Origin of the sequence: Persicimonas caeni (assembly GCF_006517175.1) — a bacterium.
Classification (GTDB): Bacteria; Myxococcota_A; Bradymonadia; order Bradymonadales; family Bradymonadaceae; genus Persicimonas; species Persicimonas caeni.
This window is the reverse complement of the sequence record NZ_CP041186.1, coordinates 2,468,209-2,482,514: the sequence shown is the minus strand read 5'-3', so window position 1 is coordinate 2,482,514 and position 14,306 is coordinate 2,468,209. Positions and strand designations below refer to the sequence as shown.

Here is a 14,306-nt window from a genome sequence, read left to right as displayed (position 1 = left end):
GGGTCGAGTGGTTCGAGCCACTCGACCCTTGATCCTCTGCCGTTACCAGGAGAGCCCAGAGGAGAATCCTCCGCCGCTATCCTGCACGCGACGATACCGCTCGAAGGCAAATTCGGCCGAGTCGGGGTCGTACCCAATCTTCTTGGCCAACTCGATGACCTCCTCGCGGGCGTCCTCGTCGAGCTCGCCTGTCTCGGCGAAGCGGCTGACCATGTACTGCTCGATGAAGAACATCTGAGCAGCTTCCATCAGCTCTTCGGCGCGGTGTTCCTCGAGGCCGAGTCCTTTGGCGTAGAACTCGAGGCGGTCGCTCTCCTCGGGATCGAACTTGTGATCGGCCAGCGCGATGGCGCAGGCGAGCATGTAGAGCGTCTCGCGCGATTGGCCGGTGCTGGCACGACGAAGGTCGTTTTGGGAGACGCGTCCGCGCTCGCCGGGGCGAGCGTTCTGGATCTGGTCGCGGTCGATAAAGTCGAGCAGGACCTCTTCTTCGGCCTCGCTCAACTCGTCGTCGGCGGTGGCCACGTCGAGCATCATGCGGGTGACCAGTTCGCGGTCTTCGGGCGACTCGAGCGGGGCGAGCTTGAGCTGGCGCTGCAGCTCGCTTCCCAGCCCGCGCGCTTCGTGCACGATGACCCACTCTTCGTTGGCGGGGTCCCACGCAAAGTGGAACATGATGCGTTCGAAGGCGCGGTACAGCACGTCCTCGCGCTGCTCGGCGCTCAGCTCGTCGACGCTGGTGACGGTCGGCGCGCCGCCGTCGTTCTTCGGCGCCTCGCCCTCCTCCTCGTCGAGCGCCGAGTCAATGGCGGTGGTAGCTGCGCTCACGCTGGCTGTGTAGCCCAGCAAGTTGCGAACTAGCCCATTGGCCGAGCGAACGACGCTGAAGACAAACGGTTCTTCAACGCTCGTCTCGGTGCCCGCTTTGGGGCGGTTCTGGGGGAAAACTGGCACAACGGTGCGCACCTCCTCGTTGCTGCCTTTCGACTGAAAGGTCACGTGAACGAGGCCGTCTTCGACACGCATGTCTTTGGCCAGGGATTCGATCGACTCGATACTACCAAGGTCAGCCATGGATTTCTCTAGGTCACTCCGGCTTGCGAGAACTACTCAGAAGTTAGCGGGCAAAAGATGAGCACAGAACTGGAAACATCCAAAAAATACGACATGAAAGGCGTTTCCGACAAGGGTCCGTCGCTCGAGCATCATTTCAGGTGCGTGCGACCGGCCAGATGCGCCTCGAGGTGGTCGACCATCCGCATGAGGAACTCACCCTCGTGCGAATCGGTGATCTCTTCGTAATGGATGTTGATCGAGGTGTAGACGCTCACGCTCAGAAAAGCCAGCGCCACCGGATCCCCGCGCTGCTCGATGGCGTAGCGCGTCACGACGTGGTCGGGGGCGATCTCGACGCTGTCGGCGCCGGTGCGTGCGATCAATTCGGTGTCGTCGAGCTCCAAGGTGAGCGCGTGCAACAGCGCGTCGTCCAGAAGATAGTGTACGTCGCCGCGCACCTCGGTCAGCTGCGTGCGTAGACGCCTGAGGAGCCGGCCCTCGGGTGTCTCGTCGGGCAAGGGCGGCGGTATCGGTGGGGCGACGGTCTGGTCGACCGGCGTCTCTTCGACCGGCGTCTCTTCGACCGGCGTCTCTTCGACCGGCGTCTTTTCGACCGACGTCTCTTCGACCGGCCTATCGACCAAACTCTGCACCAACTCCTTGGCGCTCTCGGTCGCAGCCGGGGCCACCTCTTTACGCCGGGGGCTCAGATTGTGCCGGACGAGGCGCTTGATCGCGTAGACAAGCCCCGGCCCGAACAGCCTCTCGAGAATGAACTCACCCTCTTTGCCGGCGATGACGATCGAGCGATCGATATTTGCCTCGTTGGCCATTTCGAAGACTTTGTCGAGATCGCCCGACGCGCGGCAAAACCAGATCTCTCCGTGGCGTCGGTAATTCTGAGCGAGTTCCGCGAGCGTGATCGCATCGCCCCACAACCCCTCGAACATCGGGGCCTGCGAATAGTCGCCCAACGACGCCAGTTGCGCTTCGACCTCTTCGGGTCGCAGCACGGCGTTCCAGTCTTTGTCGGGCGATGGCGACAGCAGCGCCCACACGCTGTCGGGTCGCTCGAAGGCGAGCTTTCTGAGCCACGGCAACCACTCGACGGCGTTGATTTGGAAGGCGTTGAACAAGTACTCGTGCAGCTTGCCGCCGAGCAGATGAGAGACAAAGCCCTGCAATTCATCCATCGCGAAGCGCTGCGCGTGCGGCTCGAGAAACTCGGGGAGTGCCTCGACGAGCCGGAAGACGAGCTCGACGAACTCGTCGTCGGGCTGCACGTTGTCGAACGCGCGGTTGACCGGGATGTCGCCGGAAAACGAGATCACCATCCGGCGCGGCAACACCGCGTAATCGAAGAAGGGCTCGAGCAGCTCGCTCTGGTCGAACTGACGAAGCAGGTGGCCCTCTTTGACGAGCCAGATTTTGGAGCTCGACTGCAGCTCGTTGCTGAGCGCCAGGGTCGCCCTCATCCGGTCGCCCTCGAAGTGGCGCTGGTGCGGGTAGTTCCTTTTGGCGGGCGCGTCGGGCCAGGGGAGCTCTCGCCAAAGCGTCTTGTTGCGCTGCCGCGTAAACGCCGCCTCGTACTCCTCGCTCAGGTCGATAAAGCGCGCGCCGAACAACAGCGGAAAGAGGGCGGGCGGTTGGCCGTCGAAGAAGAGCGCCGGCCCGGTCACCTCGAGGCTTTTGTCGGGGTAGTACACGCTCGTGTAGGGCACGAACTCCTCCGGAGCTTTGTTGTCGTGGAGGTATTCGTTGAGCGAGACGTACTTGCGCGGCGCGTCGGCCGAGCGTTGGTCGTAGACGGGCCACAGCGGGAGCGAGCGCAGCAACTCGGCCAGCCGGGGCAGGGCGTCGAGCAGTGAGCCGAGCCCGTACAGCCGGTTGCGAAGCGCGATATGCTTGTCGCTCACGTTGTGCGCCTTACGGTTGACCGCATCGCACAGCGTCTGCAGCCACTGTCGCTGCTTGTCCCAATCGCGCTCGTCGAGCGACGAGACGTACTCGTAGAGCGAAGCGTACAGCGCCGCCGGCAGGACCATCTCGACAAAGCGCTTCCAATCGGTGTCTTCGACAAACGCGCTCTGCGACAGGTTCTTGGTCAGCCGGTCCGACTCGATGACCGCGCGATAGGCCACCAGGTCGGGCTTCATGCGGTGCTCGACGACCTCGACCCCGTTTTGCAGAATCGTGACGCGCGTCTCCTCGTCGTCGGGCAACATCCCGATCAATCCACGCTCGTGCTCCGTCTCGAAGTCGACGCGACCGACGACCGCTGCCGGCAACATCGGCCCGAAGCTGATGCGCTCGCCGTCCAGGTAGATATGCCGCGACGAATGGGCGCAGTACTGGCGAAGCGCAGCCTTCTCGGCGAGGTCACCGGCCAGATTGCGGAAAAAGTCGACCAGGTGCGAGGCGCGAAATTTCTCGCGCAGGTAGATGCGCACCTCGCCCTCGTGCTCGCCCGGCTCGTACGCCTCCTCGATAAACTCCTCGCCGTTCGGTCCGATCTCGAGGCGAAGGCGCTGCGCATCGCGCAAAATATCGAGCTGCACCACCGCCGGCTCCATCGCCTGCGCTGCGGTCAGCCCAATCGCCAGGTGCCGAAGCGCACGCGTCTTCGGGTCGACGCGGCTCGAAAATGGGGCGTCGTAGAGCCGCTCGAGGTCCTGGCGGTCGAGCGGCGCCTGGTTCAGGTGCATCTCCATCTCGTCGGCGTCGATGGTGACCCGAATCACCGACGTGCCCAGGAGGTGCGCCGCCTGCACGAACTGCAGCACGTAATGATGCGGGTCGCGAAGCTGGAACTTCTGCATCTTCTCGCGCGCCTTAGCGCGGTCGAGCCCAAACTCACCCCGCGCCGCCAGGCTGCCCTCGCTGCGCAAGTCGTCGAGATGTGATCGATCTGCCATACGTTTGCCCCAATTACCCAAGCCTTGCCCCCATGCTAAGGCATCCCTTCCCCTCGGGGAAGGTGTCCGGCGTGAAGTACAGCGCCGGACGGATGGGGGGCCACAAGAAGCTACGCGTAGCAACGGGCTAAGGCACGGTATGTGTCAAGATAGTTGTCGCGTCTGAATTATCTACGTCTCTTGTAAATTGAGCGGCGCAAGCCGCACCTCTTCGGGGCGCGTCCATCCTCGCGGCCTTCGACTCCAGCGTGCGGGATTCTTTTGGCGCGCCTGTTCATAGAGCTTTTGGCGTCTTTGTAGCAGCTCGACGTCTTCGCCCGCGTGGCGCTGCTCGGGGGTCACCCAGCCGATCCCGCTGTGATAGTGCTCGGTGTTGTACCAGCGGACAAACGCCTCGACCCACTCAGACCATTCATGCACGCCGTCGAGCGGCTTTTTGGGGTAGCCAGGCCGGTATTTGAGCGTGCGAAAGCTCGATTCGCAGTGAGGGTTGTCGTTGGAGACGCCCGGGCGGCTAAACGAAGCGGCCACCTCCAGGCGCTCCAGCGTCGCCAGAAGCGTCGAGCCCTTCATCGCAGCCCCGTTGTCGGCGTGGATGCAAAGTCCGCTCGCCTCGACCTGTTCGGCGAGGATCGTCTTTTCAATGAGGCGGCTCGACAGCTCCATCGATTCTTGGTCTTCGACGCTAAAGCCGACGATCTTGCGGCTGAACAAGTCCATGATCCAGTAAAGGTAGACAAACCGGCCGCGTACCTGGGTGGGCAAGTATGTGATATCCCACACCCAGACCTGGCCGGGGCTGGCGGCCACTAATTCGGGCTTCGGCCTGGGCTTCGGCGGCCGGCTTGGCTGGCGGTGGGTCATCATCTTCTCTTCGCGCAACACGCGGTAAAATGTCGACTCGCTGGCGACATACTCGCCCCGGTCGGCCAGGCTGCATACGATCTGCCGGGGGCTCACATCACAGAATTCACGACCTGTGGCGATGGCGACCACCTGTGCTCGCTCCTCGTCGGTGAGCGCGTGCGCACACCGACTGTGGGGTCCCTGGCGAGCGTCCTCGGCCTGCGGGTCTTTTCGCCACCGCTGTATGGTGCGCTCGCTGATGCCCAGGGTCCGACAGGCCTGGGCCTGACGCGCGCCGTGGGAGACCGCCTCTGCGATCATGTCGAGGATGACTTGTCGCTCTTGCCGATCATGGGAGCGTCCTCGTCCCCCCACAACCGGCGCGCCTTTTTTGAGAGCACCAACAAGGCGGCCGTCTCGGCCAGCGCGGCCTCCTTTCGGCGAAGCTCGCTTTCGAGTTCGCGCTTGTCCCGTTGGGCCTGGCGCAGCTTCTGGGTGGCCTCCTTCTTGGCCCTGGTGCGTCCATCAAGCCCCTCGTACATCTGCGCTCTCCAGCGTCGAAGGTCGCTTGTATGCACTCCTTCCTCGCGCAGGAAAGCGCCAAACTCCTTGCCCTCGAGCGCCTCGGCGGCCATCACAAGACGCAGCTTTTCGGCCGAAGAGCGTCTCTCGGGTGCCGACTCTGGCTTTGCCTCAGCACGCAAGGCACCATCGAGCGCCGCCTTTCTCCACCGCCAAAGCGTCGTCTTGCCCACGCCGCTCAGCTCGGCCAGGCTCTCCGGGCTGATCTTTTCGTCGAGCATCCGTCGAACAAGACGCTCTTTTAGCTCTTTAGGATATGGACTCATCTCGGATCTCCTTGTTGCCCCTTCGTTCCATGAAACTAACAATCGAAGAGGCGACAACTATCCTGACACCTGGGGGGCATCCCTTCCCCCGGGGGAAGGTGTCTGGCGCGCAGTTTAGCGCCGGACGGATGGGGGGCCACAAGAAGCTACGCGTAGCTTTGTGTGACGTTGCGATCTTGCAAGGCCTAGCAGTCTGAGGCCCCCCATCCGCCTCGCGCTGTACTTCGCGCTCGGCACCTTCCCCGAGGGGAAGGGATGCCTTAGCTCTTGGCGTAGGCCTAGCAGTCTGAGGCCCCCCATCCGCCTCGCGCTGTACTTCGCGCTCGGCACCTTCCCCGAGGGGAAGGGATGCCTTAGCTCTTGGCGTAGGCCTAGCAGTCTGAGGCCCCCCATCCGCCTCGCGCTGTACTTCGCGCTCGGCACCTTCCCCGAGGGGAAGGGATGCCTTAGCTCTTGGCGTAGGCCTAGCAGTCTGAGGCCCCCCATCCGCCTCGCGCTGTACTTCGCGCTCGGCACCTTCCCCGAGGGGAAGGGATGCCCTTGCGAGTTGGTAGGGCGTCGCTAATCGAGGCGGCGCTTGCGCCGCTCGACGGCGCGCGCGGCGAGCAGGCTGTCGAGCTCGGGGCGGAGCTCGTCGTCGAGCAGGAGGAGCTTGAGCAGGGTATAGGCGGCCCATTCGGGCTCTTTCTTCGATAGGCGCACCAATTTGTCGACGCGCTCGTCGCTCAGGTTGAGCACCAGGTGGTGCGCCTCGCACAGGCTCGCTTCGCCGCATGCGGGCACGTCGTCGATCGGCACCGGCTCGTGGCGATCTTCGAGCGCGAGTGCCATGCGATCGTTGCCGGCGACGCCGTCGTCGAACTCGAGCAAGCCCACCCAGTCGAGGGCGCCGCCCATCTCGCGCACTAACAGCGCGAGCTGCTCGCCAAGCTCACCGATGCCTGCCGCGGGCGCGCCGGCTGCTTGCGCCGCGAAGGCGAATTGGCGCGAGGCGACCGGCGGCCTGTGGCCCACCGTGCGATCGATCAGCCTTTGAATCGGTGAGTCGTCCGCGGCGCGGATGACCAGGTAGTCGTCGGCGAGGCGCGCAGTGAGCGCGGTAGCCTCCGGTTCGGCGAAGAGCTGGCCTTTGTTCGCGCGCCGCTCACACTCTCGCAAGCTGACCGCCTCGCCGTGCACCGTCGGGATGAGCGGGCGTTTCGACCAATCGCGGCGCAACGCGCCGTCGACCTCGAGCCAGCGCAGCAGGTGGCCGCAGAGCTCTTCGTGGAGGTCGCGTCCCGCTGGATGCTTCGCCTCGGCCTCGATGAGGTCGACGAGCTTTTCGGGGAGCCTTTCGGTGGCGATCTCTTCGAGGAGCTTCCACGCCTTGTGGAAGTTTTTGTCCTCCAAGATCTGGTCGCGGGTCAGCGTGTGCTCCAGGTAGCGCGAGTCGAGCTTGAAGGCGATATGCGGCCACGGGCTCTCGTCGCCCTCTTTGAGGGTGAGCCCACGATTGTAGTAGCCGAACGGGGCCTCGAAGCTGTCGACGAAGCCCATGACCAGGCGCGTTCCCTCTTCGCGGTGCTCCAGCTTACACGGCGAGTCGATGTCGAAGGGGGCGGCGAGCTCTTCGTCCTCGAAGTAGATGGGGATGGGGACGTGCTTGCACCAGTGCATGATGACGTCGCGGGCGCGGGCCACGAAGTCGTCGAACTCCTCGCGGCCGACCTCTTTGAAGAGCCGAATCTGGGTGCCCTCGATGGGATGGTCGAGCTTGTAGAGCTCATAGGTCTTGTCGGCCGAAAAGAGCACCCGCCAACTCTCGCCGGTGCGTCCGGTGTCGACGCAGACGGCCTCGGGCTCGATGGCGAAGACCGAGACGAACCCGATGCCGAATTTGCCGATCTTGGTGTAGTCGTCGTCTTTGGCCGAGCTGAACAGGCGGGTGAGCTTGGTCTCGATGATCTCGCGGTTCATCCCTTCGCCGAAGTCGTCGACGTGGATGGTCATCGTGCCTTTGAGGCTCCCAGCTTGTTGGCGCCCCCCATCCGCCTCGCGCTGTAAGGCGCGCGAGGCCCCTTCCCCCGGGGGAAGGGTTGCATCGGGCTTGCTGTGGGGGTCGAAGCCGAAGTGGACGTTGACTTCGCCGGAGCCGGCGTCGATGGCGTTTTGGATGAGCTCGCGGAAAAACGACAGCGGGTCGGCGAACTGGTTGACCAAGTCGTCGAGGATCGTCTGCTTTTGGAGTTTCTCGGTCATCAGCCCCCCAGACGACTCAACCGCTCCGCCGCAGCCTCCAACGTGTCCCAATCCTTCGCGTAGCAGAACCGGGTGAGCGACTCACCGGCCTCCGACTGGTAGAACGCACTTCCGGGCACGCTGGCCACGCCGGCCTCTTCGAGGATCTTCATCGCCCCCTCGCGCGCGGTGTCGCAGCCGAGCGGCGAGATGTCGGCGAGCACGTAGTAGGCGCCGGCGGGGACGTAGGGGGTGAGGCCGGCCTCGGTGAGCGCGGCGCAGAACATGTCGCGCTTCTTCTCGTAGTCGGCGGCCATCTCGGCGTAATACGACGGGTCGAGGCGCGCCATGCCGCGGGCCACGCCGTGCTGCAAGGGAGTCGCAGCGCATACGTAGAACAGATCGTTGACCAGGCCGATCGCCTCGCTGAGCTCGGGCGGGGCGACCGCATAACCGATGCGCCAGCCGGTGATCGAGAATGTCTTCGAGAAACCCGAGATCGTGACCGTGCGCTCGTACATCCCCGGCAGACTCGCCAAGCTGATATGCTCGCGCCCGTCGTACAGGATATATTCGTAGATCTCGTCGGTGATCGCGATGAGATCGTGCTTCTGGCAGAACCAGGCGATCGTGTTCATCTCTTCGCGGGTAAACACCTTGCCCGACGGGTTCGTCGGCGTGTTCACCACGATGCCGCGGGTCTTGGGCGTGAGCGCGGCCTCGAGCTTTTCGGCCGAGAACTCCCAATTGGGCGGCTCGAGGGTCACGAAGTTGGGCTTCACCCCGCCCACGCGCATCGTGTTGAGGTGGTAGCCGTAGTACGGCTCGAAGACCATCAGTTCGTCGCCGGGGTTGAACAGCCCCTGGATGGTGCTCGCGAAGGCGCCGGTCGAGCCGACGGTGACCACGATATCGCTGTCGGGGTCGACGTCGAGCTTATTGTGGGTGTGCAGCTTGTCTGCGAGCGCCTCGCGCAACTCGTCGATGCCTTCGTATTTGCTGTAGACGCTCTTGTCGGCGAGCACCGCCTTCGAGGCCTCGTCGAGCACCTCCGGAGGTGTGGGCAAATCGCAGATGCCCTGGCCGAGGTTGATCCCGCCGGCGAGGTTGCACTCACGGGTCATGCGACGAATGTCGGATTGCTGCAGGAACTCGACTCTTTGGCTACGCACTTCGGACCTCGGGTTGGTTGGGGTTGGTGGCCTGTTTTTTAGCGTAATCAGGCGCTTTGGACAATATGGCGCCCGTAACTCCCCAGCACGCGCAACATCGGCGCGATCTCTTCCAGGTGCCGCAGCGCATTCTGCGCACGCTCTTCTTCGACGCTGCCGACGAAGTCCAGATAGAACAAGTACCGGAACCGACGCCCGCGAAGCGGTCGGCTCTCGAGTTTGGTCAGGTCGATGTCGCGCAGCGCGAAGACCGACAGGGCCTTGAAGAGCACGCTCGGCTGATCCTTGAGGGAGAAGACGATCGACGTCTTCGCGTTCGTCCCTTCGGCGGGCGTCTGGGGCTCGCGCGCCAAGATTAGAAAACGCGTGTAGTTCTCCGGATCATCCTCGATGCCTGCAGCGAGGATTTCGAGATCGTAGGCGTCGGCGGCGCGCCGGCTGGCAATGGCGGCGGTGCGGGCTAGCTTCTCTCGGCGCACGCGCTTGGCGCTGCCGGCGGTGTCGTAGGTCGCGTGCGTCTCGACGCCAAGGTCCCGCAGGTAGTGTTCGCACTGTGACAGCGCCTGCGGGTGACTCAGCACCTCGTCGATCTCGTCGATGGACTGGCCGGGCAGCGCCATTAAATTGTGGTGCACCCGAAAGATATGCTCGCCGACGATATGAAAATCGTGGCGCAGCATCAGGTCGTAATTTCGGTGGATGCTGCCGGCCAGGGAGTTCTCGATGGGCAGCACGGCGCGGTCGGCGCGGCCGTCGGCGAGCGCCTCGAAGACTGCATCGAAGCTCTCGCAGGGCATCGGTGTGATGGCGTCGCCGAGCGCCTCGACGGCTGCGCCCTCGGAGTACGCGCCGATCTCGCCCTGGTAGGCGACCTCGAGCGCATGGGATGAGTCTTGGTTGGCCATTGAACAATCCTGTGTCGTGCACCAAAGTAGCTGGCAATCCATCATGCATACGGTTGCATGGAGCATACAACCGAAGCTTCCCGTCGCAATGAAAACGCCGTCATGAGCAGACCCGATTCCAAGACTTCAGAAATCACGCGCGCACGCAGTTTCAGTGCGCTCGAGCTTCCCGACGACGCCATCGTCGTCGTCGACAACGCGCTTCCCGAGGCGTGGATCGACGCGCTGCCCGACCCCATCGTGGTCGAGGCGGGCGAATCGCTCAAACGGCTCGCCTCCATCGAGGAGCTTGCCGGCCAGGTGCTCGAGCGCCGCTCGACGCGACCTCTGACACTGGTGGGCGTCGGCGGCGGCTCCATCGGCGACGCCGTCGGGTTTTTGGCGAGTATTTTGTGGCGCGGCGTCGATTTGTGGCACGTGCCCACCACGCTTCTGGCGATGGTCGACTCGGCCCACGGCGGAAAGACGGCGGTGAACCTGGGCGCGGCCAAAAACCAGCTCGGCACCTTCTATCCGGCTGACCGCGTCGTGCTCGTCGAAGAGGCGCTGGCGACCCTGCCGCTCGAGCATCGCCGCGACGGCCTCGCCGAGCTCGTCAAAGGTCTGTGGCTGGGCGACGCCGACGCGCTCGAGTTGCTCGAAGCCGACGGCGGCGTCGGCGAGCTCGCCTCGGCTCCCTTCGACGACATTCGCGAGCGGATGATGGAGCTGTTGGAGCGCGCCATCGACGTCAAACTCGACATCGTCGACCAGGACCTCTACGAGACCAAAGAGATCCGCACCTTCTTGAATTTCGGGCACACCGTCGCCCACACCCTCGAGCTGCACACGGGCATCTCGCACGGCCAAGCGGTCTGCTGGGGCATGCTCTCGGCGAGCTTTCTGAGCGATTTCCCGCGCCTTCGCCGGCACGTCTACGAGTTGTTGACTCCGGCGCAGGTCATCAGCGCGTTCGAGGACCGCGAGCGCTTCTGCGCGGGCATCAAGCGCGACAAAAAGCGCATCGAGGGCCAGCTGCGCTCGGTGCTCCTCGACGCCCCCGGCGAGCCGTACGTCACCCGCGAGGTGAGCGCCGACGACTGGTACGAGGCCTTTCGCGAGGCGGTCGAGTGGTTCGAGTCGACCCCGGCGCTCGTCGAGCGTCGCGTGGAGCGCGCGGCCAGCTTGGAGATCTCGGCGAGCAAGTCGGAGATGAACCGCGCGCTCGTCATCGAGCACTTGCGCCCCGGCCAGACGCGCATCGACGGCTACAGCACGGCCGACGACGTCGCCTGGCTTCGCCGTTGTCTTGCTGAGTTAAAAGGGGCTGAGTTAAAAGGGGCTGAGTTAAAGGAAGCCGAGTCGCAGGAAGCCGACGGGCCGACGACGATCTTTGCCGGCGAGGGCGGCACGACCTTTCGATTCCTGAGCGCCGTGTGCGCCGCGCGGCCCGGCGAGACGGTCGTTTTGGCTGCCCCGAGACTGCTCGAGCGCCCGCACGACGCGCTCTTCGATGCCCTGCGGGCTGCCGGCGCGACGATCGAGCCGGTCGAGACCGACGAGGGCAAAGGCATTCGTGTGCGGGGCTGGTCGACGTGGCCCGAGCGCTTCGAGATCTCGGCCGAGCTGTCGTCGCAGTACGCCACGGCCCTGGCGCTGCTTTCGACGAGTGGAAACGGGTTCGAGTTGGCGTTGTCGGGTGACGGGTCGATCGCGAGTCGGCCGTACTTCGACATGACCCTCGACCTGCTTCGGACGGCCGGCGTCGACGTGACCGAAGGAGACGGCTCGTTCCAATTCGCGCCGACTCCGACGCTCGACGAGCCAGCAACGCTCGTCGCCGAGACCGACGCGAGCAGCGCCGCCGTGTGGGCGTTCGCGCGGCTGGTCGGCGTGGAGGCCGACGTCGCCCGCTCGCCCCAATCGGGCCGCCAGCCCGACGCGCGCGCCGCCGACATCGCCGCCAAGCTGGCCAAAGCCCACGAAGAGGGCGTCGACAGCGTCGACGTCGACCTCGCCGAGGCGCCCGACCTGGCGCCGGTGCTCACCGCCGTGGCTACGCAGATCGACCCGCAGGTCAATATCGTGGGCGCCGCGCACCTGCGCCACAAGGAGTCCGACCGCATCGGCGACCTCGCCCAGGCGCTCGCCGACGTCGGCATCGAGATCGAGCCGCGCGACGACGGCATGACGATTCCCGCAGGGGGGCAGACACCGCGTGCGCGTGGATTATGGCCCACCTACGGCGACCATCGCCTGGCGATGGCGGGCCTGTTGATGACGGCGGGCGGGACGCCGCTGCTGATTGAAAATCCGATGGTGGTGGCGAAGTCTTACCCGACCTTTTGGCACGATGCGCGGCGTGTGGGGTGGGTGGTTGGCGCGTTGTGAAAAAGCATTGCCAACATGCAAAGCTCCTCTCCTTCCCTCCGCTACGCTGCGGGAGGAGAGGAAAATGTCGTGCGAATCAAGTCATTAGCCGAGTTTGAATATGAACATCTACATCATCGGCCATCGCGGCTCGGGCAAATCGACCGCTGCACGCCTCGCCGGCGAGCACCTCGGCCTGGAGGTCGTCGACCTCGACGAGGTGCTCGAGGCGGGCGAAGGGCAGACCTGCGCCGAGATCATCGCCGACGGCGAGCCGCGCTTTCGCAGGCTCGAGCACGAGTACCTCGACAAGGTGCGTTCGGAGGCGACGGGCCAGCCGCGTATCATCTCGCTGGGCGGTGGCTTCTTTCCGGTGCCTGACGACGGCGTGGCCATCTGGCTGTACCGCGATGGCTGGCAGGAGGTCGCCGAGGCGGCGCGCGCGCAGCTCAACCCTGACGACGACTTCGCCGATGAGGTCGCCTGGATGGTCGCCGAGCGCGAGCCGCGCTGGGAAGCGGCGGCGCACCTGCGCCTCGATGTCTCGCGTGGTCGAGGCCCCGAGCGCACCGGGCGTGACCTGGCGACGATGATCGGTTGGCTGCTCGAATTACCCGAGTCGACCCTCGCCGGGCGCACCTGGGTTGTGCCTGCGGGCTCCGAGCAGCTCGACCGCGCCGTGCACGACGCCAGGGTGCTCGGCCTGGCCGGCGTAGAGGTGCGCAGCGACCTGCTCGACGCCGCCGAAGCTGCGGCGCTCGACGTCGACGTGCTCGCCAGCCTGCGCACGCCGGAGCCCGAGTGGCTCGAGAAGCTCGACCACGCGGCCGCCATCGATATCGACATTTCGCTCATCGACGAGGTGCTCGAGGCGGGCACGCTCGACAAGCTCGAGCCACGTCCGTTGTTGTTGTCGTGGCACCCGCCCGAGACGGCCGCCGAGCGAGTCGACCGACTCGTTTACGAAGCCACCAAGCTCGCCGAAGCGCATCCCGACTGGGCGAGCGAGCTCGTGCTGAAGTATGCGCCGGTGGTCGACGATTACGCCGACTTGCTCGAGGTCCTCGACGCCGACGCGCGGATCCGCGAGGCCGGGCACGCGGTCACGTGCCTGCCGCAAGGGAGCGCGTTCGCCTGGTGTCGACCGCCGCTCGTGCTGCGCAACGCGTCGAATTATCTGCCGGTGGGCCTGGGGCCTCAGCGGCGTACGCACACCGACAACCCGGTCGAGACGCCGCTCGACCTGCAGGGCTGGCTGCCACACCTCGCCGGGCCCGAGCCCACCGGCTTCGAAGGGTTGCTGGGTGACCCCGTCGAGTCGAGCCAGGGCGATGTCTGGCATCGCCGCGCTGCCCGAGACGAAGGACGGAACACCTCGTACGTTAAAATCCCGTTCGGGCGTGAGGCATCGACGGAGGAGCTCGAGTTGCTCCTCGACAGCGCCGCCTGGCTCGACGTGCGCGGGCTGTCGATTACCTCGCCGCTCAAGCGCGCCATCCTCGCGCCCGACGTCGTCGAGAACCCCGAGGGGCTGTCGGCCGCCAACACGTTGCGGCGCATTGGGCCACGCGAGTGGGAGGCGACCGATACCGACGAGTACGGCATGCAGGCGACGCTGGCTGCAGCCGAAGAGCAGGGCATGGCGCCCGGCACCGTGGCCATCATCGGCCGCGGCGGCGTTTCGCCGGCGGTGCTTCGGGCGTTGGAGGAGTCGCAGTGGGACCTGGTGCACCACGCTAGCGGGCGAGAGGGCTGGACCGACGCGGCGCCTGACTCAGTGACGATGGTGGTGAACGCCACCGGCGATTCGGACCGAACGTACGCGAACCCGCCTGCTTGCGAGGTGTGGGTCGACTTGCATTATACCGGCGTGCGTGCTGCACCCGAGGGCGTGGGCGTGCATCTTAACGGCGATACCTTCTTTGACGCTCAGGCGAGGGCGCAGAGGGCGTATTGGTACTCGTGAGCGAATCGAACCCCGTGAACGTGCTCGTG

9 protein-coding genes are annotated in these 14,306 nt (G+C 65.0%); 2 read left to right on the top strand and 7 right to left on the bottom strand.

Going from position 1 to position 14,306, the window contains the following annotated elements:
• Nucleotides 1–42: 42 nt before the first annotated feature.
• From FIV42_RS09170 to pheA, 7 genes are all read right to left on the bottom strand, one after another.
• Nucleotides 43–1,074: a tellurite resistance TerB family protein gene (locus FIV42_RS09170; protein ID WP_141197386.1), complete on the bottom strand. Its 1,032-nt coding sequence runs from the start codon at nt 1,072–1,074 to the stop codon at nt 43–45.
• Between the two features lie 131 nt (nt 1,075–1,205).
• Entirely contained in the window at nt 1,206–3,971 is a 2,766-nt protein-coding gene (locus tag FIV42_RS09165; RefSeq protein ID WP_141197385.1) for a hypothetical protein, read from the bottom strand.
• Between the two features lie 171 nt (nt 3,972–4,142).
• Nucleotides 4,143–5,138: an IS3 family transposase gene (locus FIV42_RS09160; protein WP_141196617.1), complete on the bottom strand. Its 996-nt coding sequence runs from the start codon at nt 5,136–5,138 to the stop codon at nt 4,143–4,145.
• Complete coding sequence (locus FIV42_RS09155) at nt 5,135–5,665, bottom strand: transposase (RefSeq protein ID WP_141196618.1); 531 nt, start codon at nt 5,663–5,665, stop codon at nt 5,135–5,137. Before FIV42_RS09155 ends, FIV42_RS09160 begins: the two co-directional genes overlap by 4 nt.
• Before the next feature lie 561 nt (nt 5,666–6,226).
• A complete protein-coding gene (locus tag FIV42_RS09150; RefSeq protein ID WP_141197384.1) occupies nt 6,227–7,906 on the bottom strand; it encodes an ATP-binding protein in 1,680 nt (559 codons plus the stop codon).
• The gene (locus FIV42_RS09145) at nt 7,906–9,057 is read right to left on the bottom strand and encodes a pyridoxal phosphate-dependent aminotransferase (protein WP_222615422.1); all 1,152 of its coding nucleotides are present in this window, start codon (nt 9,055–9,057) and stop codon (nt 7,906–7,908) included. The genes FIV42_RS09150 and FIV42_RS09145 overlap by 1 nt, the downstream gene beginning before the upstream one ends.
• 47 nt (nt 9,058–9,104) lie before the next feature.
• Nucleotides 9,105–9,962 carry a prephenate dehydratase gene (pheA, locus tag FIV42_RS09140; RefSeq protein ID WP_141197383.1) on the bottom strand — a complete coding sequence of 286 codons (858 nt, stop codon included), beginning with the start codon at nt 9,960–9,962 and terminating at the stop codon, nt 9,105–9,107.
• 102 nt (nt 9,963–10,064) lie between these two features.
• On the opposite strand from pheA, the gene FIV42_RS09135 reads away from it, so the two are divergent.
• A complete protein-coding gene (locus FIV42_RS09135; RefSeq protein ID WP_168210515.1) occupies nt 10,065–12,332 on the top strand; it encodes a 3-dehydroquinate synthase family protein in 2,268 nt (755 codons plus the stop codon).
• 100 nt (nt 12,333–12,432) lie between these two features.
• A complete protein-coding gene (locus FIV42_RS09130; RefSeq protein ID WP_141197381.1) occupies nt 12,433–14,277 on the top strand; it encodes a shikimate kinase in 1,845 nt (614 codons plus the stop codon).
• Nucleotides 14,278–14,306: the final 29 nt, after the last annotated feature.